This window comes from Bryocella sp., from assembly GCF_058498515.1.
Map to the genome: position 1 here is coordinate 171,143 of NZ_JBMHYI010000047.1, position 23,421 is coordinate 194,563.

Here is a 23,421-nt window from a genome sequence, read left to right on the forward strand (position 1 = left end):
TTCGGATAGTGACTCTGCCTCCGAGATAAATCGTCAAATGCCGTCCCACTTTTCTATGCCGCGGGCCAACCTCGCGCAGCAACAAGCATCGCAAGGTTGTGTTCCAACAAACGCGCGCCCGAACGGCCAGCGTACGGGCCCTGGCTTCGACCACCAGTGAACTGGTCAGCTGCGCCAAGGAGAACGAAATGATTACCCTCAAGTTGATTCGCAATGCGGTGCTGGCTTCAGCCACCGCTGTAGGCATGGCAGCCATGCCGCTAGCGCAGGCCCATGCGGAAGCACCGGTGTTCGTAGGCATCTCGGTCGGCATCGCGCCCCCTGCGCTTCCCGTCTACTCCCAGCCGCCGCTGCCCGGCCCTGGCTATCTCTGGGTGCCCGGCTATTGGGCCTGGGGTGATGCCGGCTACTACTGGGTGCCCGGCTACTGGTCAGAGCCACCGCAGGAAGGCCTGCTCTGGACCCCGGCCTGGTGGGGCTGGGAGAACGGCGCCTACCTCTGGCACGGCGGCTACTGGGGACCGCACGTCGGCTTCTATGGCGGCATCAACTACGGCTTCGGCTATGGCGGTATCGGCTTCGCCGGCGGCGAATGGCGTGGACACTCGTTCTTCTATAACTCGGCCGTCGTCAACGTTGGAGGCGCGCGCATCGGCAACGTCTACGTCGACCGCAACGTCGTAGTGCACAACACCATCGTGAACAGCAATCACGTGGCATTCAATGGCGGCAACGGAGGCATCAACCGTCAGCCCGCGCCCTTCGAGCGCCAGGCCATGAACGAGCATCACGTCGAGCCCACCTCGCAGCAGGCACAGCACCAGCAGTTCGCCGCACAGGACCGCTCGCAGCTGGCGGCCGTCAACCACGGACGTCCCGCAACCGTAGCCGCAGCCCGGCCCGAAGCCTACCGCGCCACTGCGCAGCAGCACGTACAAAGCGCGCCCATCTCCGCGCAGGATCGCCAGGCCGGCCAGCACTACACGCCCGGCGCGACAACTGGGGCAGCACCCAACGAGCGCGGCCCCGGTCAGCAGCCTGGTGCGACCACTCGGCAGGGCTTCAACCCCAATGGCAATCCCGGCGGCAACACCAACCAGGGCCGTCCTGCGAACACGCCTCAGCCGCAGCAGCAGCGCCCTGCTCCACAGCCGCAACAGCAGCGCCAGCAGCAGCAACCGCACCCTGCACCGCAGGCGCAGCATGCCCCTGCACCCCATCCGACGGAGCACAGCAACGAGCATCCCCGCTGACGTACAACGCAATGCAGCACACAACTGGCAACGGCCGGCGATCACTCGCCGGTCGTTCCTCTTAACGCTGATACCTCACGGCTCGCACCACCATCGCGCGAAGCAACCCATCCGCGCCGCCACCTACAATCGTGGATGATGCTTAGCTCTCTCGAACGCGCTCACTTCACCGTCATCCTGGTGGGCGCGCGCAACCCCGGCAATATCGGCGCCGCCGCCCGCGCCATGCACGATCTCGGCTTCACCGACCTGCGCGTCGTCAACGGCTTCGCTCCGCCATTCGAAGCCGCCCAGCTCGCAGCGGAGCAAGCCGCCGCGGAAGCCTTTCCTGCCGACGACCCCGCCGACGCAAAGTCCGCCGTGCACTCCGCCAACGTACTGCGCAACGCACGCCGCTACGACACGCTCGAGCCCGCGCTCGAAGGCTGCACCCTCGTCGTAGGGACAACAGCCATCGGCGAGCGTGACATGAAGCGCAAGGTGCTTCCACTCAAAGAGGCCGCTCCGCAGATGATCGAAGCCCTGCAAGGCCTCGCCGCGGAAGCGAAGTCCAGTGGCGAACCCACACCCAAACGCGTAGCTCTCCTCTTCGGCTCCGAGAAGACCGGCCTCACCAAGCAGCAGCTCAGTCGCTGCTCCCTGCTGACCACCATCCCCATGTTCGCCCCCGTAGACGAGCAAGGCCAGATGCTGCGGCATCTCTCCATGAACCTTGGTCAGTCCGTCGCCGTGTGCCTCTACGAGCTCACACGCGAGGGCTTCGAGGGCTCACGAGAGATGCCCTTCGTCCACTACGCTGCCGCGACCTTCGACGATCGCGAGCGTATGACCAGGCTGCTCGACAGCGTCATGCAGGCCACGGACTACACTCGCCGCTACCCACACAACAGCTCCATCGCAGAAGTGCGCGTGCTTGCCTCTCAGCTTGCCACCGACCACAACCGCGCCGTGACCTGGATGGGAGTCCTGCGCCAGGTGCTGCGTCAGCTCAAGGCCGCGCAGCCCGATGCCGCTGCAACCATCCGCGAAGAAGACTAGCCGCACGCAGAAAAACACCCCGGCGCGATGCTCTTGCCCGCATCGCGCCGCTGTTTGCGCAAGTTGTTCCGATGGAGTGTTACCGCAAGCCCTGCAGCATTACGCCGCCTTCAACTTTGTGCTGATGTTGCTTCAGCTTCGTGCCTCTGCTTCGTTACCGGAGAACGATGTTCGTATCCGAGATCGCGCTCGATGCCACCACGATCACCGAACCCGCAGCGTAGTGCTCGGTCGTGTTCGCCGCAAGGATCTTCTCTCCATCGGCAACCTTAACGTCGGTGGACTTGCCCGGCTCAATGCTCATCGTGTTGCCGCTGACCGAAACCTGCACGGTTTCCTTGGTCTCATTGCGCAGCGTGAACTTCACCATCTTGGTCTTGGAGAAGATCGCGTGTACCGGCACATGGAACGCCGCCGGCTGCGCATACACAGCTTCGCTACCGATCAACGAAGCTACCATCACCATGGTTCCCACAACGATACGACGATTCATACATCCTCTTTTCCTGCTGCTTTGTTACTGCCTGGTTAGTTCTGTTGACGCCCGATTGAGTTTGCTTCGCGCCTCCCGCCATGGTTCGGAAAGCTCGTTGCAATGACTCCTACGCGAGAGACGTACGAGTGGTTCCATGGTTCGTTCCTGTTCACACAACATTTTTTTGCGTGACCTCCGAAGCCGCGGAACGTCAGAGATTCATCGCAGATTCATCCACCGGGCCTGGGCGACTAAAATGGAGGTGTGGCCGACCTTCTCGCCAACATGAATCCGCAGCAGCGCGAAGGCATCGTATCTGTCGATGGCCCCGTGCTTCTGCTCGCCGGTGCAGGCTCGGGCAAGACGCGCGTCATCACGCATCGCATCGCCTACCTGATCCAGGAACGCGGCGTGAACCCCGACTCCATCCTCGCGGTCACCTTTACCAACAAGGCCGCGAAGGAGATGCAGGAGCGCGTCGAAAAAATCATCGGGCACTCGACTCTCGCCAAGCCCACGCTTGCCACCTTCCATAGCTTCTGCGTGCGCGTGCTGCGCCGCGACATCGAAGCCCTCCGTGTGGGCAACGTCGGTCTCACCCGCAACTTCGCCATCTACGACGAGAACGATCAACAGGCCGTCGTGAAGATGGCGCTCAAGAGAATCGGTATCGACGACAAGTCGCTCAAGCCTCGCGTCGTCCTTGGTCGAATCTCCTGGGCCAAGAACCACATGATCGACCCGCAGGAGTACTTCCTCGCGTCTTCCAATCCCCAGGAAGAAAAGATCGCGCACATCTTCGAGATCTATCGCAAGGAGCTCGCCAAGAACAACGCGCTCGACTTCGACGATCTGCTCCTCGAAACTGTGCGCCTGCTCAAGAGCTCAGCCGAAGTCCGCGACCGTTACAACCGCAAATACCGCTACCTCCTCATCGACGAGTACCAGGACACCAACCGCCCGCAGTATGAGCTCATGAAGCTCCTCGGCAAGCATGGCAACGTCTGCGTCGTCGGCGATGAAGACCAGTCCATCTACAGCTGGCGCGGCGCGGACATCAAGAACATCCTCGACTTCGAGAAGGACTTTCCCGAAGCAAAGACCATTCGCCTCGAGCAGAACTACCGTTCGACGCAAGTCATTCTCGAAGGCGCCAGCGCGGTCGTCGCACAGAACACGCAGCGCAAGGGCAAGAACCTCTTCACCACCCGCGAGGGTGGCTCGCTCATCGGCTTCTATGAAGCTCCCGATGGCGAGAACGAAGCGCTCTTCATCGCCGACCGCATCGCGAAATACTTCCGCGACGTCACAGCAGGAACCGAGAATCCCTCCGAGACGCCGCGCTGCGCCGTGCTCTATCGCACCAACTCGCAGTCGCGACTCGTGGAAGAAGCGCTGCGCCGCTACCAGATCAAATACCACATGGTCGGAGGCTTCAGCTTCTACGAGCGCGCCGAGGTCAAGGACCTCCTCTGCTACCTCAAGCTGGTGCAGAACCCGCACGACTCCATCGCCTTCCAGCGCGTCGTCAACTCGCCGCCGCGCGGCATCGGCAAAACCACGATGGACACGCTGGAACGCATCGCGCTGACCTCAGGCAAGAGCACCTGGGACGCCATCAAGGTCGCCAACGCCGACAAGCTCCTGCCCGCCCGCGCCCTCACCGCACTCATCAATTTCAAGCGCCTCATCGACGATGCGCGCGCCATGATGGGCCCCGACTTCCTCGGTGCCCTGACCGCCAGCGCGGAGAGTGAAGGATCGAGTGAAGACTTGTCAGCTTCGAGCTTGGAGCTTAACTCTCAGCTCGAAGCTCCGAGCTCAGAACTCGATCCCACTTCTCTCGACGACGCCTCCACAAACTTCGACTTCGGCTTCGAAGCTCCCGACGGCCCTCCACCGCCAAGCGTCACCGCCAACGATGCCGGTTCCGACTTCGATACCAGCTTCAACTTCGGCTTCGACTTCGGCCCCAGCGAAGAGATCTCCACCATCGCGCCCGAAAATGCCGGGATAGAAATCGCCGCGGCAGACGCCTCGACCTCCTTCAATCCCTTCGCCCCGAAGAAGCTCTCCCCCAAGGAAGAAGCCGATGAGCGCGCGAAGAACAAAGCGAAGATCGCAGCCATCGTTGCGGCTCAAGGCGGAGCACACGAGGAAGCGAATGAGGCCGACGCCCGAGCCTTCCGCGCACCCGGCGACCCAGCCACCCTGCCCGAGCTCATCAAGTTCCTCAACGACCGCTCCGGCTACATCCGCGCGCTCGAAGACGAAGCCACACCCGAAGCCTTCTCCCGCATCGAGAACCTGAAGGAACTGGCCAACGCCGCACAGGACGCGACGTCGCGCGGCGAAACGCTCGCCGAGTTCCTCGATCATGCAGCCCTCGTCTCCGACGCCGACAGCTACTCCGCAGAGGCCCGCGTCACGCTCATGACTCTCCACGCCGCCAAGGGCCTCGAGTTCCCGCTCGTCTTCCTCTGCGGCATGGAAGAAGGCCTCTTTCCGCACTCCCGCACCCTGCAGGACCCCACGCAGATGGAAGAAGAACGTCGCCTCTGCTACGTCGGCATGACCCGCGCCATGGACACGTTGCTCATCACCCGCGCGCGCTACCGCCGCCGCTACGGCAATGACATGCCGGAGAGTTCCATGCCCTCGCGCTTCCTCGAGGAGATTCCCTCCCGCCTCGTCGAAGACCTCTCGCCCAAGGCCTACGGCTTTGCTCACGGCGATGCCTACGCCACGCCCTACCCCCAGCGCGGCGGCCGCAAGGGCAGTGGCGACGACTACTCCAACGACTCCGGCTACAGCTACGAAGACGAGAGCCAGGAACCCGGCGCCCGTCCCGCTGCAGGCTACGTCTCGCAACGCTTCGGAGCCTCGCGGCCATCCGGCGGAGGTGACCGCACGTCGCAATTCTTCAGCAAGGGAGGCTCAGGTTCCGGCGCGTCGTCCGGCTTCAAACCCGGCGGTTCGCGCTTCCCAGGCCACCCCAAACTCGACATCCCAGCCCCCACCGGAAAGACCGGAATGGGCAAAGGAGCCCGCGTCCGCCACCCCAAATACGGCGAAGGCATCATCTTTGCCCGAGAAGGCGACGGGGACGACGCGAAGATTACAGTACAATTCAATAGTCACGGTGTGAAAAAGCTGGTCGAGAAGTTCGCCCAGCTTGAGCGCCTGTAGCCTTCCCCCTCAAGCCGGTGCACGGACGGTAGGGCACGGCTTCAGCCGTGCCACCAGGGCCGGGCGACGATCCGGCTTCAGCCGCTGAGGGACGATTCCGCTGAGGGATACTTCTCTGTACGGCACAATTTCAGACAATTTTAGACAGAGAGAAGACTTCCATCATGCCCAACACCAAGACCCTTGAGAAGACCGAGCGCAAAGCCGCCAAGCGCAAGGCCCGCGCAGCCGCTCCCGCACTTACCGAGCGCGATTACCCGCGCGGCAGCAAGAAGCAGAAGGTCAAGAAGCTGGTCCGCGGCCAATCGAAGCGCTAAACCGCCGATCATATCGGGAATAACCAGGAGCGGAGCCCAATGGGCTCCGCTCTTGCTTTTCTTGTTGCCTGTTCCCGAGCACCTTCGTCGTCGTTGTATCCTCTGCGCATGAAGGCCCAATGGCCCGCCATCTTCGTGCTGTCGTTGGCGTCTGCGCTGCGAGCGCAGAGCGTGAATCTCCACCACGTGGACATGACCGTCCGCGCCGAGCAGAAACTTAGCGGTCTGCGCAAATTCGAGCCGGTGAGGCAGAGTGCCCTCCGCCGCCTGATGGCGACCGACCCGGACGTGAAGATCGCAGACGCCAACACAGGTCCCTACGACGACCCCATCGTCTTCACGGTAGCCTCCCTGCGCCTCGGCTCGCCCTCTGTCGTAGCCGTGAAGGCCGACGGAGACCAGTTGCACGCCTGCTGCTGGATCGTCGATCTCTCCGGCCGCCCCCGCATCCTCGGCAACCTCGGCGGCGGCCACACCTGGGGCGAGTGGGTTCAGCCCCCTGTCCACCACGGCCTGCACGATTTCGCCGAGGCCCACGAGCTCAGCGCCGACGGGTTCGTGCTCAGCTACCTCCGCTTCGATGGGCGCAGGTACCGGATCATCGCCCACGACGAAGTCAAGCGCTGCGACACGAGCGACCAGACGATCCACTGCTTCAGCGACGGCTTTCGCCTCCGCGAGGACGAGCAGGCGTCGTTCACGCCAGTCCGCCCACAATAAGCCTGGGACCCACCGCCCACGGCCGCACGCTACTCTCGCTCGCGGGAGATCTGGTGGAGCTGAAACACGAGCACTAGCTGCGCCGCCCGAGGCCGTACAATCGTTGCAATTCCGCTAAATTTCCCGCAACGGAGACCTCCAGCCCTGTCTCGCCAGATCTTTGCCACCAAGTCGATCGACAAGCTCATCAGCGATAGCGAGATCCCCGAGACCGCGCTCACCAAGTCGCTCGGCCCCGTCTCCCTGACGGCGCTCGGCATCGGCGCAGTCATCGGTTCCGGCATCTTCACCGTCATCGGAACAGCCATCGGCGGAACCCAGACCACCACCAGCAAACTCTCCGAAGCCCCCATCCTCGACATCGTCCTCGGCGCGCTGCATCACGACCTCGCGCACCTCGGCGGACGCCCCGGAGCCGGCCCCGCGCTCGCGCTCTCGATGATCCTCGTCGCCATCGTCTGTTGTTTCACCGGACTCTGTTACGCCGAGCTCGCCAGCATGATCCCCATCGCCGGCTCCGCCTACACCTACACCTACGCCACCCTCGGCGAGCTCATCGCCTGGATCATCGGCTGGGACCTCATCCTCGAGTACGCCTTCTCCAACATGAGCGTCAGCGTTGGCTTCGCCGCGCACGTCGTCGACCTCCTAGATTGGCTCGGCATCCACCTCTCGCCCAAGTGGCTCTCGCCCGCCTATCTCCCCCTCGGCCTACAGGACCTCGCCGGCAACGACATCTACAAGCAGGGCTGGCACTTCGGCTTCAATATCCCGGCCTTCCTCATCGTCATCCTGCTAACCATGGTCCTCGTCCGCGGCATCCGCGAGTCCGCCCGCACCAACAACATCATGGTGCTCATCAAGCTGGTCGCGATCCTCGCCTTCGTCATCGTCGGCCTGCACTGGATCCACCCCACCAACTACACGCCCTTCTCGCCCAACGGCTGGTCCGGCGTGCTGGCCGGCGGCTCCATCATCTTCTTCACCTACATCGGCTTCGACTCCGTCTCGACCGCCAGCGAAGAGTGCCGTGACGCGCAGAAAACCGTCCCCACCGGCATCATCGCGACGCTCATCATCTGCACCATCCTCTACGTCGCCGTCGCGCTCGTGCTCACCGGCATCGTGCCCTGGAAGTCCGTCATCGGCGACGCCGCACCCGTCGTCAACGCCCTCAAGCGCCTCACGATCCAGACGCACTCCACCACGCTGCACTACACGCGCCTCGTGGTGCTCCTCGGCGCCATCATCGGCATGGTCTCGTCGATCCTCGTCTTCCAGCTCGGCCAGGCCCGCGTCTGGTTCGCGATGTCCCGCGATAAGCTGCTGCCCGACGTCTTCTCCCAGGTCCACCCCAGGTACCGCACGCCAGCCTTCGCCACCTGGGTCGCCGGCATCCTGGTCGCCATCCCCGCAGGCCTCTTCGACGTAGGAACCCTCGCCGAGCTCTCCAACATCGGCACCCTCTTCGCCTTCGTCCTCGTGAGCATCGGCGTGCTGGTGCTGCGCAAGCGCCAGCCCGAACGCCACCGCGGCTTCCGCGTCCCCTGGGGCCCGGTCTTCCCGGTGCTCAGCGTGATCTTCTGCGTGCTCCTGATGGCCGGCCTCCCCGCCAGAACCTGGGAACGCTTCTTCATCTGGCTCGTCATCGGCCTGTTCGTCTACGTCTTCTACTCAAGAAAGCGCAGCGAGTTCTACAAGGGGTAGCGCCAACGCGAGAGGTCGCGAATGTCACTGTTGAAGAAGCTAGTTGCGCCATGGAAACGTAAGGGCTACCAGCAGATTGGCACGTACGACTCCTCGAAACCCCACGCGGGCGATCTCGCGGTACTCGCTCAGATCGAGGCTCACGGCTCGGACCTGACGCGCGAGCGGCATATCGTTCACTATCTCTACTTCTCCACTGCAGACGGGCGCGATCACGCTTCCGCGGCGCTCGAGATCGAGGGTTACACCGCGCGCCCCGGGGTCGTCGCCTCCGAGTACGAGCATCCCTACCTGCTCACCGCCGAGCGCACTGGCCTCGTCAACGAGGCCGAGATCACACGCGAGCGAGAACTCTTCACCTCCATCGCAGAAGCCAACGCCGGCAGCTACGACGGCTGGGAAGCAGCATTAGATTAGCTCTTGCTTAGATCAGCACGAACGGCAGGTCACGGCTTCAACCGTGACAATATGCCGCGCTTGAAGGTGGGCTTCAGCCCCTGAGGGACGTCTTCTCGCCACTTACCGCCGCAACATCCGATCATCAAACCGAAACGCCTTCGGCTTCCCCACCTTGATCTTCTTCGCGTCCGGATGCAGCGGATTCACCAGCACGTTCCACTCTCCATCGATCACCACCGACGGCACCGCCAGGAGCAGCGACCGTCCCGAGCGCATCCACTCCTCGCCAACTGGCCGTGTATGCGCGCCATTTGGCTCCCACCAGTTCACCGGGAGCTTCTTGCGCAGCCACTCTGCCTCCTGCGCCAGCTGCGCTTCATCTCCCGGAACGTCCGCAGCGATAGACACAAGATCCGGAGGCGCCACGCTGGGATCAAGATGCACGAACGTCTCCAGCGCCGCCATCGCCAGCGAGTGCGCCGTGTAGACCACCGGTACGCCCACCGGATTCCAGCGCGCGGCATACAGCCGCGAGCCCTCCCCGCTGAACGCCGTCGCAGCAAACGGCCTTCGTGTGATGCGCCAGAGCTGCATTAGAGCGACACCGGCATCAGCTAAAGAGCCCGTAATCAATACGCCCAAGAATCGTCTCGACTTCGTTCCGTCCGCCATCCGTGTCCAGCAAATCCAGCGGACGTTCCCCGCCCAGCGCAAGATTCGGCCGCTGCAACCATCGCGAAGCCTTATCCGCCTCACCGAAGGTGTCCATGGCGTGCGCCAGCACCCGAGCCAACCTCATGATGCGGTCGCTCTCCTCAAGGGTGAGCTTCGTCTTGCTCGCCAGCCGCCGGCTCAGCGTCCGCTCGCTGATGCCCACAATCTTCGCCAGCGCTTTCCGATCAATGCCCAGCTTCTCCGCCAGCTTCGGCAGTGTCGCCACGGGCAGCCCCTCACGCGTCACCACGCGCAGGTCCGTCTCCGTCTTCATGGTGCGCTTGAGCGTCTTCCGCCCGCCCAGCACCGTCGCAATGGCCGCCACTGTCATACGCCAATTGTCCGCCTGCATCCGCCATTTGGCAATCGCGGAAGAGCGTATCGTCAAATCAGCATGTCCGTCTTCCTCACCGCCGAGTGGCGCAAGCTGATGATGGTGCAGTACGCCATCGACCCCGGCATCCTCGCGTCCTATCTCCCTCGCGGCGTCGAGCTCGATCTCTACCGCGATAGCGCGAAGCCGGCAGAGCCCGCCAAGTGCTTCGTCTCCCTCGTCGGCTTCCTCTTCGACCGCGTCCGCGTCAAGGGCATCGCCTTCCCCTTTCACACCCGCTTTCCTGAGGTCAACCTCCGCTTCTACGTAAAGCGCACAGACCCATCCGGCGAGGTCCATCGCGGCGTCGTCTTCGTCAACGAGTTCGTCCCCACCCGCAACCTCGCCGTCGCCCTCCTCGCCAAACAGCTCTACGAAGAGCCCTACCGCGCCCTGCCGATGCGCTACAGCATCAAGCCCACCGCCGAGACGCTGGACATCAACTATGACTGGCAGACCGGCGGCCGTTGGCACTCGATGGGCGCCGCAGCGGATGCAACCTCACACCCCATCGCCCCCGCCAGCGTCGAGGAGTTCATCACCGAGCACTACTGGGGCTACACCAAACGCTCGACTCGCAACCCCGCCGGCCGCACCTCCGCCTACCCGGTTGAGCATCCTCGCTGGCAGGTCTACCCCATCCGCTCCTGGAAGCTGGACCTCAACTACGCTGCCATGTATGGCCCCCGCTGGGACTTCCTCACCTCTGCCGCCGCTGACAACGTGCTCCTCGCCGAAGGCTCCGCCGTAAAGATCTACACCGGAAGCGACCTCACGTTCTAAGGTGCCCCACGCACAACCTGAGCCTCCCGCACTCATATTCCCGCGACTTCCACTCCGTTCCCGCGTCCAATACAGTGAGGTTTGAGAGGAATTGAGGTAGCACCATGCAAACCATCGACGCCCGCCAGGGCATTCAAGTTCTCGACACCCGCTCGCCGGCCAGCTTGCTCTCTAAGGTTCTCTGGATCACGACCGCTGGGTTCGTCTTCACCGCCTTCGGCACCTACATCGCCCCGCCGTCGCTCGGCATCGGCATCATGGCTATCTTCCTGATCAACATGGCCATGATCTTCGCCATCAGCTACGCCGCCCGCCGCTCGAACGCCCTCGCGCTCACGCTCTTCTACGCCTTCACCACCCTCATGGGCGTCCAGATCAGCCCCATCATCAACGCCTACTTGCACACGCCCAACGGGCCCACCATCGTCTTCAACGCCGCCGCCACCACCGCGCTCGGCATGGGCATCATGGCCGTCGTCGCGCAGTTCGCGCGCTTCAATTACATGAAGGTCGGCCGCATCGCCTTCTTCGCGCTCATCGGCCTGGTGCTCGTCGGCCTCCTCGGGATGTTCGTGCACTTCGTCTCGCCCGGCCTCTACGCTTGGGCGACGCTCGGCATCTTCAGTGTCCTTCTGCTGGTGGACTTCATGCGTCTCCGCGACCGCGGCCAGGACTTCGGCCCCGTCCAGATGGCGCTCTCCATCTACCTCGACGCGCTCAACATCTTCATCGCCCTGCTGCAGATCTTCGGCGGTGGCTCGCGCGATCGCCGCAGCGGTGGCTGGAGCTAACCACCGCACAACATCGCTGATTCACGAGAGGTCGGGTTCGCCCGGCCTTTCCCTTTTCCCAAATCGGATTCCGCACAGCAGAACCGCTCGGGACGACCTCCAGAGGTGGTAACCTTTGTGTTACCGTCGTTCCCGTGCTGACGATAGCGGAGTACGTCGACGAACTGGGCCGAAGCCGTTTCCGGCGCTGGGTGAATGAGATGGAGGAATCCACTCGTGCCCGGATCCTCATTGGGATCGGCCGGCTGGAGAATGAAAATCTTTCAGGCGTGAAGAGCGTAGGAGCTGGCGTATCCGAGCTGCGGCTCAACTTCGGTGCTGGATTTCGTGTGTACTTCGGGCGCGACGGAGCAAAGCTCGTCCTGCTGCTCGGCGGTGGTACCAAGGCAAGTCAGCCCAGCGACATCGACCACGCCAAATCCGCCTGGAAGGCCTATAAGCGCCGCAAAGCGGCGGGAGAACTCTGATGCCATTGACTCGCGACTATCGTGAAACCATCTACGAAAACCTCCAGCGCTCCAGCCTGTTCCGGCGCGAGTACCTTTCCGGCGCACTCAACGGGATGATCGATGGTGACTTCGAGATTGGAAGAACCGCCCTCCGAAACTATGTCAATGGCACGCTCGGATTCACCCAACTGGGAGAGCTCATGCAGCGCTCCCCCAAGAGCCTCATGCGCATGCTCAGCCCCAAGGGCAATCCCCAGGCGCGCAACCTCTTCGACATGATCGTCGTGCTGCAGCGCCACGAGGGTGTGAAGCTGGAGCTGCGCGCCCGCAGGGCCGCGTGAGGCAACGCTGCGTCGCAGCCCCCGCGCGCATACACTAGACAACGTGGCTCGTCGCACCCCTACCCAAGGACAACTCGTCGATCAACTCGATCCCGTGGAGTGGCTCAAGGGCCTTCCCAAGGCCGAGCTCCACCTGCATCTCGAAGGTTCCATTACCCCCGAGACGCTGGTCGAGCTCTCGCGCCAGAATGACCCCGTGCCCCTCACGGTTGATCAGGCCCGCGGCTGCTACTCCTACACAGACTTCCCCAGCTTCCTGATGAGCTTCAAGGCCGTCACCGAGCGCCTGCACAAGCCCGCCGACTACGAGACCATCACCTACAACATGCTGCGCGACCTCTCCACCCAGGGCGCGCGCCACGCCGAGGCCTACATCTCCATCGGCATCCTCCACTGGCAGGATCGCCTCGATGTCGATCAGGTCGTCGAGGCCATGGAGCGCGGTCGCGAGCGCGGCGAAAAGGACTTCGGCGTCTCGCTGCTCTGGATCATCGATGCCGTCCGTCACTTCGGCCTCGAGGCCTGCGCCCGCGCCTTCGACAAGGCCGAGGAGCTCCACAAGGCGCTACCCTCCGTCGTCGGCATCGGCATCGGTGGCGACGAAGCCCGCGGCCCCGCCCAGGACTTCCGCGAGATCTACGCCAAGGCCAGGGAAGCCGGCCTGCACCTCACCTGCCACGCCGGCGAGTCCTGCGGCCCGCAAAGCATCTGGGCAGCGATCAACATCGGCGCCGAGCGCATCGGCCATGCCCTCACCGCCGCCGACGATCCCGACCTCATCGAGGTCCTCGCCCAACGCCAGATCCCGCTCGAGCTCAACGTCACCTCGAACCTCAAGACCGGCTGCTGCCCTCCGCTGCAGGATCGCCCCGACGTCCCCGACCATCCCGTCCGCCGCTACTTCGAAGACGGCCTCATGGTCACCCTCAACTCCGACGACCCACCGTTCTTCGGCTCCAACCTGCTCGAGGAATACGTGCTCGTCCACAAAGAGTTCGAGTTCTCCCTCGACCAGATGCGCGAGCTAGCCGCCAACTCCATCGAAGCCAGCTTCCTCAAGCCCGACCGCAAACTAGCCCTGCTGGCTGAAATTGAACACTACGGCTGGTAGCTAGGGGCAAGCTCCGCCGCGAGGAGGCCCATGGTCCGACTGCTCATCCTCTACGAACTTCCTGTCGATGAAGCTGCCTTCCTGCAGCATTTTCATGAGGTGCGGCTACCGCTGGTCAAGACCGTCCCCGGGATAAGGCGGCATTTCTTCAGCCGTAACCTCATCCTCATCCGTGGCAGCGTTCCGCCGTTCCTCGTCGAGGCACTCGACTGGGATGACATGGATGCCTTCGGCGCCGCAACGCAAAGCCCGCAGGGCCTCGCCGCAGCCCAGGACATCACCGACCACCTCGAGCCTCTCAGCCCCGGCATGCGCAGCATGTTCTATGAGGTCATCGACGACTAAGGGCTCTGCGCGCGCTGTAGGCGGGGACGACTTTCTCCTTGCGGCGAGATATCGGCCACGTCTACTCTGGTGCAACTCAATCCACCCCACGCGCAGAGGCCGTTCCGTGAAGTCCGTTGCCTTGTTGCTGTCCGCACTCCTTGTCATCAGTCCGCTCACCGCACAGCAACCTCAGGCATCCTCGCCTCCGGCTTCCAGCGCGACGCCTCTGCCCAACACCCTCCTTGACGGAACGCCCATCAAGCTCCGGCTTGCCGAGAATCTGAGTTCAGAGAGCAATAAGACCGGTGATGAAGTCCCCTTCGAGGTCACCCAAGAAGTCGATGTGATGGGGGTCCCCGTGGTTCCGAAGGGAGCTACCGCGCTCGGCTCGGTCACCAATGCTGAGCCAAAGCGGCGCATGGGGCGCGGAGGCAAGCTGGACGTCGGACTGACCAGCGTGCGCTTGATCGATGGCGAGAAGGCCCAGATCAGCGCCACCAAAGACACCAAGGGCGGCGGCCACGTGGGCGTGATGACCGGCGCGATGGTCGCAACCGCGGTCGTGTTCTTTCCCGCGGCGCCACTGTTCCTCTTCATGCACGGCAAGAGTGTTGAGATTCCCAAGGGTACCGAGATCACGGCCTACATCCAGGGCGACATGCACCTGGACATGGCCAAGATGGTCCCTCCAGGAAGCGCCCCTGTTTCCGCCGCCGCGCCCGCGCAGGCCAGTCTCACCATCGAGTCCAGCATAACTGGAGCAGACATCGAGGTAGATGGCAGCTTCGTCGGCAGCACGCCCTCGACGATTACCGTCAATCCTGGCCAGCACACCATCGTCGTGAAGAAGAAGGGCTATGGCGACTGGACACGCACCATGAACGTCTCCGGTAGCTCCATCCACCTGAACGCGGATCTCGAAAGTAGCGGAACAGCAAAGTAATGAAGTAGCGGAGCAGCCGTTCGGAAGCAGCGGAGCAGTCATTCAGGCGACAACGTCTAAGGTGACCACACATCGTCGGCTCACCAACGTTGTTGCTGTTCCGCTATTGAGCTATTCGCTATTCCGCTCGACTCTGTTCTGCTGTTCTGCTGTTCTGCTCCTCTGCTGTTCTGCTATCTTTCCGGCGGTGCCGGCACCATCAGCGCCCCCGAGTCGATCTTCGGAATCCCGAAGTGCCCACTCAGGTGCAGCAGGTCCAGCGGCTTCAGCACTCCGCTCACCTCGACCACCGTCATCTGCTTCGGCGCGCGGATCAGCACCGTCACCCCATCGACGTTCACCCCGCTGAAGTGCAGCCAGAGGTCCGTCAGCGGCTTGGTTGGCGCCGCCGACTGCTTCGCCGGGGCGTTCTGGTCGACTAGGTGCGTCCACCCCGCCATGTTGTACGCATGCATCAGCGCATGCACGTTCTCCGGGATATAAAACGCCGGCTCGTGGAAGCGATACGTCTGGAAGGTGATGCTGTTCAGCCCCGCCACCGGGCCGGCCAGCCCGTGGCCATTGTCGAACGCCTGCGCCGCCGACTGGATCATGTCGCGATCGAACGTGATCGCCGTATGCGAGGCGTGCTCGCTAGTAATCCCCTCCAGCGCCTCCATCGCGCCCGGAGGCTGCGGAATCTGAGCCTTCGCCGCCACGCCCAGACAAAGAACGATCCCCGCCACCGCCAGCCCCGCTGTCCTACGCCCAAAACACACACCAATCCCCATCGCGCCATCACCTCGCACACAGAGATAGACCGGTACGCACCGAAAAAAGTTGTGGCTCCCAGTCCTGCCCGCAGCGATGCCATCGAAAGATCGTTACGCGCATCTGGCATCTGGAATCTGGCTAACTCGAATTGACTCACCGCTTACCCCTCGCCCAAAGCAAAAGGGCCCAGGAGAAACCCCTGAACCCTAATCCCTGAACCCTGGCCCCTCGCTTTACTCGTCCTTCGGCGCAAAGTACCCCTTCTTCGCCCGCACGCTGTAGCGAGGGTCCAGCGCCTGCAGGTAAATCGTCCGGAACGATCCATCGCGTTTGAAGTTCGACGGCGTGTACTGCAGCAGGTACTGGCTGCGCAGCTCCTCTTCCACGTTGTGGAACCCCACCGCAACCTCTTCCATTCGCGTGGGATAGAACGCCTGCCCGCCGGTCGCATCCGCAATCTGCTGCAGCACGTCGTCGCCCTTATCCTTGCTCGGGCCAACGTTGGTGCTGATCGTGAACACGATCGTCTCCGCGCGCTGACACATCTTGATCGCGTCCGACTCGAGCGCGCGCGAGTAATCGTCATCGCCATCCGAGACCAGCACGATCGCCCTGCGCACGGCAAAATCCTGCTTCAGCGTCAGCATCTCATCCCGGCAGGTCTTGTATAGCGAGTCGAACAGCGCCGTGCCGCCGCCCGGCCGCAGCTTGCGGATGCCCGTATCCAGCAGATCCACGCGGTTTGTAAAGCCCTGCGAGACATCCGTCTGCACGTCGAAGCCCTCCACGAACGCGCGGTCCGCCGGGTGCAGCGTCTGCAGCAAAAAGTCCGTCGCCGCCTGCTGCTCGAACTGGAACCGCTGCCGAATCGAGCTCGACGTATCCAGCATCACGCCCACGCGCAGCGGCAGATTCGTCTGCTGCACAAAGTGGATGACGTGCTGCGGGGGACGGCCATCATCCAGCAAACCGAAGTTCTGCTGCTGCAGACCCGTAACGAAGTGCCCCTTGTGGTCGGTCACCGTGAAGACGAGATCGACCTCGTTGACGCCGACCTTGATCGTCTGGATGTTCGGATCGTTTGGCGGTGGCTCGTCGGGAGAGCCTGTTGGGGCCGCTGGCGCGCTCTGGGGAGTCTGCTGCTGCGCCGGAGGGGTCGGAGAAGCCTGCGAGGCCGGAGCCTGCGCCGCTGCTGATACCACGCACGCCAACGCGAGCGCTCCCGCGCCCGCCATCCTGGCCGCCGGCCGAGTCACAACACTCGCCCAGCGAGCCGTCACATCCATGTTCATATCCGTCATCGTATCAACTTGTCCCTTGGTCCCCACAAAGTGTCATTTCGACCGGAGCAGGACGGCTTCATCGTCCTGCGCAGTGGAGAAACCTGCTTGTAAACGCCCGGAAGCTCGCAGCCCCTTACTTCCCGCCCCGCAGCCGCTCCATCGTCTGCTCCAGCTCTGCCGGCAGCGGCGCCTCCAGCGTCAGCTCCTTACCCGTCCGAGGATGCCGGAAGATCAGCTCCGCCGCGTGCAGGAAGTTTCGCGCAAGCGAGAAGGACTCGTCCAGTTCAGGGATCACTTTCGTTTCGACGCGCGCCGCAGCCTTGGGAGAGCCAGCCGTGCCGGCACTTTTGGTTCCCGGCTTTGCTCCGCGAGTCTTCTTCACCGCCGTCGGCACAATCAGCGCCGCCGCGCCATACAGCGTGTCGCCCACCACCGGGTGTCCCACCGACTGCATGTGCACGCGGATCTGGTGCGTACGTCCCGTCTCGATCCGCACCTCCACCAGAGTGAACTTGCCGTACGGGCCCTCGAAGCGCTCCAGCACCGTCCAGTGCGACACCGCGCTGCGCATCCCCGCTCCCACCCGTTTCGTCGTCATGCGTGTGCGCCGGATGTTGTCGCGCCCGATGGGCAGAACCACCGTGCCCTCATCGTCCTTCACCCAGCCCTGCACCAGCGCCAGGTACATCTTGCTCACCTGCCGCGCCGCAAACATCTCCGAGAGCTTCCGGTGCGCCACATCGTTCTTCGCGACAACAATCAGCCCGCTCGTCAGCTTATCCAGCCGGTGGACAATGCCCGGCCGCAGCGCTGCAATCTCGGGTGCAGCATGAACCTTCGGCTCCGGCGCCTCAACCTCGTCGTCCGAATCCCCGTCGTTTGAATCTTCGCTGTCCGCGTCCTCATCCTCCAGCTCGCCCGAGCCATGGCTCAGTTCCTCGCCAAACCGATGCAGCAGCGCATTCACCAGCGTCCCCGTATTGTGCTCCGGCGATCCCGAGCCCGCATGCACCATCATCCCCGCCGGCTTGTCGATCACCGCCAGGTCCTGATCCTCGTACACCACCTCGAGAGGAATATCCTCGGCCACCGCCCGCAGCGGCGCACGCTCCGGTTCGCCCGTAATCTCGATCTTCTCTCCGCCGTGCAGCTTGAGACTGGCCTTCTCGGCCTTGCCATCCACCGTCAGCAGCCCCGCACCGATGATCTGCTGCACGCGCCCGCGGCTCACATCCGGCAGCGCCTGCGCCAGGTACGCATCCAGCCGCATGCCATTGGCCGCAGCCTCCGCGACGAGGCTCCGCGTCTCGCCCTCGATCTTCAGCTTCGCCTTCGCAATCGTCCGCTCGACGACCGGCTTGTCCTGCAGCGCCTTCTGCTCCGCATACGGGTTCGCATAGCGCGGAGGATCGTACGTCTCCGCCGCCACCTTCGACCCTGATGCTCCGCGCGTCGTAATCCAGTCGTTCTTCGCAATGCGCTCTTCAATCGTCGGCTCGTAGTCAAACATGTCGACTGTGTCGATCAGCTCGGCCTCCGCTGCGGTCTTCTGTTCCGGCTCCAGGTCCAGGAACTCAGCCGCGCGTTTCGCCTTCTCTTCAGCGGCGCGCTCTTCCGCCAGCGTCCGCTGCTTGCGATACTCCGCACGCACCGACTGGCGTCGCTTGCCCTTGGGCAGCATATTCTTCGACGGCATCAGCGCGTCTCCTTCATCTCTTCAAATTTCATCGCTGCGGATCCGCTCTGCTCCCGCGGCACTTCAGTCCGGGGCCACAGCAACATCCATCCACCAATAGCCGTGCACAAAATCGCCACATACTGCGCCGGGTCCAGCCATGCCGAGCCCTGGCTCTCCACCGGCTGCCGCAGCATGTCCAGCAGAAACTCCGCCACGCCACCCAGCACCAGCACCCAAGCCGCGGCTTCACCTGCGCGTCCGCGCTGCATCAACACCCGCAGCGACCACCCACCGATCGCAAGCCACAGCACCAGCGCGTAAATCTCCACCGGATGCACCCGCCCCAGGACATGATCCCCCGGCGTCACCACACCCCACGGCAGCTTGGTCGGCATGCCCGCATCCGTGCCTTCGATAAAGTGCGCCAGCGCCAGCACCGCTGCCAGCGCACAAGCGCACGGAGCCCACGCATCCATCACATTCAGCACCCGCAGCTTCTTCCAGCGCAGCCACACATACGCCGTCAAGCCTGCCCATACCATCGCCAGCGGAGTGAGCGAAGGCAGCAGGATCACAGTCATCGGATAGGTTGCAAAGGTATGCGGCGACGCAGCGATCAGGAGCAACCGCGAAGCCACAAAGGCCGCAACCACCACCGTCATGCCCGCATCCCAAAGCTGTCCCGGAGTCACGCTCACAAAGCGCGCCGTGTACTGGCTCAGCAGCAGCGCCGCAATGACCCCCACCGCCGCGAGCACACCAAACACCGGCACCCGCATCGAACCGACGCGCAGTATCCCCGGTATCTCAGCCAGCAACGCCGCCAGCGCAGCCAAAATTGGAGCGTTCCCCATGCACTCTCAAGGATACGCGCCCAGCCTCTTGGGCAGTTTCGCTGTTCAGCTGCCTTAAAGTGAAGACCGACCCACGGGGCCGTACCGCGAAGCGCCGGTGAACCCGTCCTTAGACGTTTGGGGATCAGCCGTGGCTCTTTAGGCTTTCCGAACTGGCGGACATAGCACACCGAGCCATATATACGAGCCGAACCCCGGTTCAATGAATGTTGGTTCAACCAGCGTAGATCGCGATACCTGCTTTGCAGGCCGGTCTCTGGTTTGGATGCTAACGGGACTCCGATGTTCGCGCAACTTGACAGCCGTGGTAGTCACCCCCGGCCGATCCGCACTCCCCTTTTGGCCCTATTCGTTGCCGCTTCCCGACGAAGCCGACGAAGCCGTCGCCGTCGCAGGACGCGTCTCCCGCGCCTTCTTCAACATCTTCTTCAGTTTGCCATAGATGTCCGCATCCGCACCCACCATCTCCGTCTGCAGCACGCCATCGCTGTCAATGGTAAAGAAGTGCGGAATCGCAGTCACGCCATACGCCGTCTGCAGCGCGTGGTTGCCATCGCGGTACTGCGTCCAGGTCATCTGGTTTTTGTCCACAAACGCCCGCCACGCCGCCTCGTCCGAGTCTGAGCTGATGCTGATCACCACCAACGGCTCGCCCGCAAAATCATGCGCGACCTTACGAATCACCGGCAGCGTCTCGCGGCACGGCCCGCACCACGTTGCCCAGAAGTCCAGCAGCACCACCTTGCCGTTCATCTCGTCCAGCTGCAGCTCGCGGCCATCCGAGCTGATCAGCCGGAACGGCGGAGCCATCGGCAGCGCCGCCCTGTGCGGCTCGTCGACGAAGTGCTCGGCACGCGCCAGCAACGCATCTGACGCCGGAGCAGCATCCACGTAGCGCTGAAAGATCTGCCGAGCCTGCTCATCGTGCCCCTGCATCGCCTCCACGCGTCCCGCGGTCCACAGGATCGTAAGGTTCTTCGGGCCGGCCGACAGCGCAGCCTGGATCTCGGTCTCCGCCACTTGCAGCTCCGCGGGCTTTGGCTTCCCGTTGTTCGATTGCAGCAGCGCTTGAGCCCTCTCGTATTGCGCGAACGCCTTGTCTCCAGGTTTGTCGGCGACCTTCTCCATCTGTGCGGCAGTCTCCTCGCCGTCCTTCCACGCACCCAGCTTCATCTGCAGACGAATCGTCTCGCGCAGGCAGCGAATGCACTCGCCGCGCGAGAGCTTCACCGTCCGCTTCCAGCGGTCCAGCTGCTCCTGCACCGAGATACCTCGGTCGCGGGTCTCCTGCATCGCCTTCTCGAACTTCGGGTCGGAGTCGTACCAGGCTGCCGGCTCTTTCTGGCTGACAACCGCGGGCGGCGGCGGCGCCTTCCGGTTTTCGGCGGCCATCTCCGCCGGAGGCTGAAACAGCGCCGCATCGGGCTCGCTCAGGCTGACCTTCTGAAAACGGAACGTCGTTCTCCCATATCCCTCGCGATCGATCTGCGTCACCATCGCGAGCTGCAGCTTCGGCGCGTACCAGGACTCGACCGTCTCCCGGCTGCCCGCCTCGCCGCGGACGCTGCGGCTATGCCGCGTCGGAACCCCCTCCACCATCGGCGCATCGGCAGGCAGGTCGGCGTCCGGCACCGCGCGCCTCGGCGACTTCGGCTCCGGCATCGCGCTGGTCATATACGTACCGTCGCCAACGATCCAGCGATAGTGCGTATGCGTGACGAAGTCCAGGATGTCGATCGTCGTCGGCTTACCCGGATAGTGGATCTCCGAACGTGTCCGCCCGCTGCTATCGCGGAAGAACTTCTCTTCCGCATGCAGCGGCACGACCTCCGTGTCTTTGGCTGGGTCCGCCGCCGGATCCGCAGTCGGCTCCAAGTCCAGCGTCCGCACTGCCGACATCGGTGCGCCCTCCACCGGCCAGCCATACTGCAGCAAAAGCATCGGTGCCCGGGGACGCTCAGAGCCCTGCGCCAGCGAAGCTGCTGCTCCCGCACACAGCAACACGCAGCCTGCCAGCATGGCGGCCGCGCACTTCAACAGAAACACTCTGAGGAAGGAATTGTCTGACATAGATCTCCGCGAAATCAGTGCCTCGATCATCCTTCATCGGGCCGCGCGGAGCAAGAGGTCGTGCCAGCGATTTTTTGACGACTTTCTAGCCTGCCTTGCGGTCGTCCAGCACCGCGTCCAGCATGCCGGCCAGGCTCCCCACCTTGGACCGAGCGCTCTGCGCCTGGCTCGCACTGCTGGCCACGCTGCCCGCCAGCTGCTCATACCGTGCCCGCAAGGTCGTCAGCTCATCCGCAATGTTCAACGCCGCCAGCACCGCCACGCGCAGCGAATCCACCGTCGCTCCGTGTGAGGTAACGGCGCGCATCTTGCCGTCCACCATCGCGGCGAGCTTCTCAATGTAAATCGGGTCCGGCCCTTTGAGCTGATAAATCTGGTCGTAGATCTCGACCACCACCGCGCCGGCCTCCAGCGCCGCCAGCTCGGCGCGCGATTGTTCCGCTGCGCTCTTTTGTTGCGTGTCTCCCAACTACCCTGCTCCTTCTCGTTACGTCCAACTGTCCCGTTGGATGCCTACAACAGCTCGTCCATCTGCGCCAGCATCGCTTCCACGCGCTGCCGAACACCCTCGCGCTCCCGCTTCAACGCATCCAGCTCGCCGGCCGTCTCATGGCTCGACGCAAGCTTCTCCTTCAGCTCCCCTACCTCTGCCATCGCCGAGGCATGCGCGGTCACCAGCTCCGCGTAGTCGCTCTCCAGCTGATGGGTTCTGGCCTCCGCCGCGGCGCGCAGCTCGCGCTCCTTTTTGATGAGCTCGACCGTCTGCAGCACCTTCTGCTCCAGCGCCTGAAACTCATCCACGCTGATCGTCGCTGCCGCCATCGTCCTGCCTCCGTACACACAAAGTCACCCCGAGTATAGCGACCTCACCCGTGGATTCCGCGCTGCGTTGCCCCTCGGGAACCTACCTGAGTTCCTCCGCGCAGAAACTCCCGCCGCAACGGGCACACGGTACAGTAGTGCCAGGATTTTCCGCGCTCCACATCACCACCATAACCGGCCTCGCGCGTCCTACCCCGCACAGGCAAGAAGGACCACATAGGACCCGCATGGCGCGCATCGCAATCGTCTATCACAGTGGCGCCGGCCACACCCGCAAGCTCGCCGAAGCCGTGGAGCGCGGCGTTCTCGCCGCCGGCGGCCGCGCCGTGCTCCTGCCCGTCGAAGCCCTCAGCGAACCCAACGCCTCCGCGGAATCCAAGTGGGCCCTGCTCGATGCCGCCGACGCCATCATCTTCGGCGCTCCCACCTACATGGGAGGCGTCTCCGCACAATTCAAAGCCTTCCTTGATGCCACCTCGCAGCGCTGGGTCCGCCACGCCTGGAAAGATAAGTTCGCCGCCGCCTTCACCAACTCCGGCAATCTCTCCGGCGACAAGCTCAACACCCTGCAGACCCTCATGCTCACCGCCATGCAGCACGGCATGATCTGGATCGGCCTCGGCCTCCATCCCCCCGCATCCGACAACGCCAACGGCCCCGGCGCGGACGAGATCAACCGCCTCGGCAGCTTCCTCGGCGCCATGGCCCAGTCCAGCGTGATGCTCGTCGCCGAACTCGCCCCACCCGCCGGCGACCTCCGCACCGCCGAACTCCTCGGCGAACGTGTAGCCACCCTCACCGCAAAATTCTTAGGCGAAACCAGGTAGCCCTCGTTGGAGTCGCGAGAAGCAATGGAGGAATGGAGAGTTTCGGGAGTTTCGCTTTTCTTGTTGTCATTCGCAGGGAATCTGCTTCTCATTCAAGACCGGCACAACACTGTGAGGAAAGCACGAACGGGTAACCCGGGCCAACTCAGCGAAGAACGACTAGGCAGACACAACAGCAAGTCCTTCGCTATTCCGCTACTAAGC

26 protein-coding genes and 1 other RNA gene are annotated in these 23,421 nt (G+C 63.4%); 15 read left to right on the forward strand and 12 right to left on the reverse strand.

All coding sequences use genetic code 11. The features are described 5' to 3' along the window. Positions 1-188 precede the first annotated feature (188 nt). Together AC5E6W_RS14100 and AC5E6W_RS14105 are read left to right on the forward strand one after the other, a co-directional pair. Positions 189-1,253: a YXWGXW repeat-containing protein gene (locus tag AC5E6W_RS14100; protein ID WP_491752952.1), complete on the forward strand. Its 1,065-nt coding sequence runs from the start codon at positions 189-191 to the stop codon at positions 1,251-1,253. 135 nt (positions 1,254-1,388) lie between these two features. Then, complete coding sequence (locus AC5E6W_RS14105) at positions 1,389-2,291, forward strand: RNA methyltransferase (RefSeq protein WP_491752953.1); 903 nt, start codon at positions 1,389-1,391, stop codon at positions 2,289-2,291. Between the two features lie 154 nt (positions 2,292-2,445). Here the strand turns inward: AC5E6W_RS14105 and AC5E6W_RS14110 are convergent, their stop codons facing one another. Then, complete coding sequence (locus AC5E6W_RS14110; protein ID WP_491752954.1) at positions 2,446-2,784, reverse strand: hypothetical protein; 339 nt, start codon at positions 2,782-2,784, stop codon at positions 2,446-2,448. 267 nt (positions 2,785-3,051) lie between these two features. Here AC5E6W_RS14110 and AC5E6W_RS14115 point away from each other — a divergent pair, with 267 nt between their 5' ends. The 3 genes from AC5E6W_RS14115 (at position 3,052) to AC5E6W_RS14125 (ending at position 6,992) form a co-directional block, all read left to right on the forward strand. Then, positions 3,052-5,955 carry an ATP-dependent helicase gene (locus AC5E6W_RS14115; protein WP_491753265.1) on the forward strand — a complete coding sequence of 968 codons (2,904 nt, stop codon included), beginning with the start codon at positions 3,052-3,054 and terminating at the stop codon, positions 5,953-5,955. A gap of 164 nt (positions 5,956-6,119) precedes the next feature. Beyond that, complete coding sequence (locus AC5E6W_RS14120; RefSeq protein WP_491752955.1) at positions 6,120-6,272, forward strand: hypothetical protein; 153 nt, start codon at positions 6,120-6,122, stop codon at positions 6,270-6,272. Positions 6,273-6,380: 108 nt separating this feature from the next. Continuing rightward, positions 6,381-6,992: a hypothetical protein gene (locus tag AC5E6W_RS14125; protein ID WP_491752956.1), complete on the forward strand. Its 612-nt coding sequence runs from the start codon at positions 6,381-6,383 to the stop codon at positions 6,990-6,992. Between the two features lie 114 nt (positions 6,993-7,106). Here the strand turns inward: AC5E6W_RS14125 and AC5E6W_RS14130 are convergent, their stop codons facing one another. Then, on the reverse strand, positions 7,107-7,373 hold the full coding sequence (locus AC5E6W_RS14130; protein ID WP_491752957.1) for a hypothetical protein: 267 nt from the start codon (positions 7,371-7,373) through the stop codon (positions 7,107-7,109). On the opposite strand from AC5E6W_RS14130, the gene AC5E6W_RS14135 reads away from it, so the two are divergent. Together AC5E6W_RS14135 and AC5E6W_RS14140 are read left to right on the forward strand one after the other, a co-directional pair. Beyond that, positions 7,263-8,699: an amino acid permease gene (locus AC5E6W_RS14135; protein ID WP_491753266.1), complete on the forward strand. Its 1,437-nt coding sequence runs from the start codon at positions 7,263-7,265 to the stop codon at positions 8,697-8,699. The two genes, AC5E6W_RS14130 and AC5E6W_RS14135, sit on opposite strands and share 111 nt — an antisense overlap. 30 nt (positions 8,700-8,729) lie before the next feature. Next, a complete protein-coding gene (locus AC5E6W_RS14140; protein ID WP_491752958.1) occupies positions 8,730-9,116 on the forward strand; it encodes a ribonuclease E inhibitor RraB in 387 nt (128 codons plus the stop codon). A 102-nt stretch (positions 9,117-9,218) separates the two neighbouring features. Here the strand turns inward: AC5E6W_RS14140 and AC5E6W_RS14145 are convergent, their stop codons facing one another. After that, a complete protein-coding gene (locus AC5E6W_RS14145; RefSeq protein ID WP_491752959.1) occupies positions 9,219-9,692 on the reverse strand; it encodes an RES family NAD+ phosphorylase in 474 nt (157 codons plus the stop codon). A gap of 16 nt (positions 9,693-9,708) precedes the next feature. Continuing rightward, positions 9,709-10,143 carry an Xre family toxin-antitoxin system antitoxin gene (locus tag AC5E6W_RS14150; RefSeq protein ID WP_491752960.1) on the reverse strand — a complete coding sequence of 145 codons (435 nt, stop codon included), beginning with the start codon at positions 10,141-10,143 and terminating at the stop codon, positions 9,709-9,711. Between the two features lie 63 nt (positions 10,144-10,206). On the opposite strand from AC5E6W_RS14150, the gene AC5E6W_RS14155 reads away from it, so the two are divergent. From AC5E6W_RS14155 to AC5E6W_RS14185, 7 genes are all read left to right on the forward strand, one after another. Further along, a complete protein-coding gene (locus AC5E6W_RS14155; protein WP_491752961.1) occupies positions 10,207-10,968 on the forward strand; it encodes a YqjF family protein in 762 nt (253 codons plus the stop codon). A 104-nt stretch (positions 10,969-11,072) separates the two neighbouring features. Then, positions 11,073-11,759 (forward strand): Bax inhibitor-1/YccA family protein, encoded by a 687-nt coding sequence (locus AC5E6W_RS14160; protein ID WP_491752962.1) that lies wholly within the window; start codon positions 11,073-11,075, stop codon positions 11,757-11,759. 134 nt (positions 11,760-11,893) lie between these two features. After that, positions 11,894-12,226 carry a type II toxin-antitoxin system RelE/ParE family toxin gene (locus tag AC5E6W_RS14165; protein WP_491752963.1) on the forward strand — a complete coding sequence of 111 codons (333 nt, stop codon included), beginning with the start codon at positions 11,894-11,896 and terminating at the stop codon, positions 12,224-12,226. Continuing rightward, positions 12,226-12,549 (forward strand): helix-turn-helix domain-containing transcriptional regulator, encoded by a 324-nt coding sequence (locus tag AC5E6W_RS14170; protein WP_491752964.1) that lies wholly within the window; start codon positions 12,226-12,228, stop codon positions 12,547-12,549. The genes AC5E6W_RS14165 and AC5E6W_RS14170 overlap by 1 nt, the downstream gene beginning before the upstream one ends. 43 nt (positions 12,550-12,592) lie before the next feature. After that, positions 12,593-13,660: an adenosine deaminase gene (add, locus tag AC5E6W_RS14175; RefSeq protein WP_491752965.1), complete on the forward strand. Its 1,068-nt coding sequence runs from the start codon at positions 12,593-12,595 to the stop codon at positions 13,658-13,660. Between the two features lie 30 nt (positions 13,661-13,690). Then, positions 13,691-14,005, forward strand: a complete 315-nt coding sequence (locus AC5E6W_RS14180) for an EthD family reductase (protein WP_491752966.1) — start codon at positions 13,691-13,693, stop codon at positions 14,003-14,005. Positions 14,006-14,111: 106 nt separating this feature from the next. Beyond that, positions 14,112-14,930, forward strand: a complete 819-nt coding sequence (locus AC5E6W_RS14185; RefSeq protein ID WP_491752967.1) for a PEGA domain-containing protein — start codon at positions 14,112-14,114, stop codon at positions 14,928-14,930. Between the two features lie 173 nt (positions 14,931-15,103). Here AC5E6W_RS14185 and AC5E6W_RS14190 read toward each other — a convergent pair whose 3' ends face one another. From AC5E6W_RS14190 to AC5E6W_RS14225, 8 genes are all read right to left on the reverse strand, one after another. After that, positions 15,104-15,655, reverse strand: a complete 552-nt coding sequence (locus tag AC5E6W_RS14190; protein ID WP_491752968.1) for a hypothetical protein — start codon at positions 15,653-15,655, stop codon at positions 15,104-15,106. Between the two features lie 261 nt (positions 15,656-15,916). Continuing rightward, a complete protein-coding gene (locus AC5E6W_RS14195; protein WP_491752969.1) occupies positions 15,917-16,984 on the reverse strand; it encodes a VWA domain-containing protein in 1,068 nt (355 codons plus the stop codon). A gap of 115 nt (positions 16,985-17,099) precedes the next feature. Further along, positions 17,100-18,662: an RluA family pseudouridine synthase gene (locus tag AC5E6W_RS14200; protein WP_491752970.1), complete on the reverse strand. Its 1,563-nt coding sequence runs from the start codon at positions 18,660-18,662 to the stop codon at positions 17,100-17,102. Beyond that, a complete protein-coding gene (locus tag AC5E6W_RS14205) occupies positions 18,662-19,498 on the reverse strand; it encodes a prolipoprotein diacylglyceryl transferase family protein (RefSeq protein WP_491752971.1) in 837 nt (278 codons plus the stop codon). The genes AC5E6W_RS14200 and AC5E6W_RS14205 overlap by 1 nt, the downstream gene beginning before the upstream one ends. Positions 19,499-19,562: 64 nt before the next feature. Further along, positions 19,563-19,752: non-coding RNA, 6S RNA (ssrS, locus tag AC5E6W_RS14210), on the reverse strand. Between the two features lie 91 nt (positions 19,753-19,843). Next, positions 19,844-21,568: a redoxin family protein gene (locus AC5E6W_RS14215; protein ID WP_491752972.1), complete on the reverse strand. Its 1,725-nt coding sequence runs from the start codon at positions 21,566-21,568 to the stop codon at positions 19,844-19,846. An 85-nt stretch (positions 21,569-21,653) separates the two neighbouring features. After that, entirely contained in the window at positions 21,654-21,989 is a 336-nt protein-coding gene (locus tag AC5E6W_RS14220; protein WP_491753267.1) for a cell division protein ZapA, read from the reverse strand. A 92-nt stretch (positions 21,990-22,081) separates the two neighbouring features. Then, the gene (locus AC5E6W_RS14225; protein WP_491752973.1) at positions 22,082-22,390 is read right to left on the reverse strand and encodes a hypothetical protein; all 309 of its coding nucleotides are present in this window, start codon (positions 22,388-22,390) and stop codon (positions 22,082-22,084) included. 227 nt (positions 22,391-22,617) lie between these two features. Between AC5E6W_RS14225 and AC5E6W_RS14230 the strand changes: the two genes are divergently transcribed. Further along, positions 22,618-23,217, forward strand: a complete 600-nt coding sequence (locus tag AC5E6W_RS14230; protein WP_491752974.1) for a flavodoxin family protein — start codon at positions 22,618-22,620, stop codon at positions 23,215-23,217. Positions 23,218-23,421 lie beyond the last annotated feature (204 nt).

Coding starts and splice junctions, on each gene's coding strand:
- AC5E6W_RS14120 (WP_491752955.1), top strand. CDS start 6,120: ATGCCCAACACCAAGACCCTTGAGAAGACCGAGCGCAAAGCCGCCAAG.
- AC5E6W_RS14130 (WP_491752957.1), bottom strand. CDS start 7,373: ATGCAGCGCGCCGAGGACGATGTCGAGGATGGGGGCTTCGGAGAGTTT.
- AC5E6W_RS14105 (WP_491752953.1), top strand. CDS start 1,389: ATGATGCTTAGCTCTCTCGAACGCGCTCACTTCACCGTCATCCTGGTG.
- AC5E6W_RS14100 (WP_491752952.1), top strand. CDS start 189: ATGATTACCCTCAAGTTGATTCGCAATGCGGTGCTGGCTTCAGCCACC.
- AC5E6W_RS14115 (WP_491753265.1), top strand. CDS start 3,052: ATGAATCCGCAGCAGCGCGAAGGCATCGTATCTGTCGATGGCCCCGTG.
- AC5E6W_RS14180 (WP_491752966.1), top strand. CDS start 13,691: ATGGTCCGACTGCTCATCCTCTACGAACTTCCTGTCGATGAAGCTGCC.
- AC5E6W_RS14195 (WP_491752969.1), bottom strand. CDS start 16,984: ATGACGGATATGAACATGGATGTGACGGCTCGCTGGGCGAGTGTTGTG.
- AC5E6W_RS14205 (WP_491752971.1), bottom strand. CDS start 19,498: ATGGGGAACGCTCCAATTTTGGCTGCGCTGGCGGCGTTGCTGGCTGAG.
- AC5E6W_RS14125 (WP_491752956.1), top strand. CDS start 6,381: ATGAAGGCCCAATGGCCCGCCATCTTCGTGCTGTCGTTGGCGTCTGCG.
- AC5E6W_RS14230 (WP_491752974.1), top strand. CDS start 22,618: ATGGCGCGCATCGCAATCGTCTATCACAGTGGCGCCGGCCACACCCGC.
- AC5E6W_RS14110 (WP_491752954.1), bottom strand. CDS start 2,784: ATGAATCGTCGTATCGTTGTGGGAACCATGGTGATGGTAGCTTCGTTG.
- AC5E6W_RS14170 (WP_491752964.1), top strand. CDS start 12,226: ATGCCATTGACTCGCGACTATCGTGAAACCATCTACGAAAACCTCCAG.
- AC5E6W_RS14145 (WP_491752959.1), bottom strand. CDS start 9,692: ATGCAGCTCTGGCGCATCACACGAAGGCCGTTTGCTGCGACGGCGTTC.
- AC5E6W_RS14225 (WP_491752973.1), bottom strand. CDS start 22,390: ATGGCGGCAGCGACGATCAGCGTGGATGAGTTTCAGGCGCTGGAGCAG.
- AC5E6W_RS14200 (WP_491752970.1), bottom strand. CDS start 18,662: ATGCCGTCGAAGAATATGCTGCCCAAGGGCAAGCGACGCCAGTCGGTG.
- AC5E6W_RS14150 (WP_491752960.1), bottom strand. CDS start 10,143: ATGACAGTGGCGGCCATTGCGACGGTGCTGGGCGGGCGGAAGACGCTC.
- AC5E6W_RS14155 (WP_491752961.1), top strand. CDS start 10,207: ATGTCCGTCTTCCTCACCGCCGAGTGGCGCAAGCTGATGATGGTGCAG.
- AC5E6W_RS14215 (WP_491752972.1), bottom strand. CDS start 21,568: ATGTCAGACAATTCCTTCCTCAGAGTGTTTCTGTTGAAGTGCGCGGCC.
- AC5E6W_RS14160 (WP_491752962.1), top strand. CDS start 11,073: ATGCAAACCATCGACGCCCGCCAGGGCATTCAAGTTCTCGACACCCGC.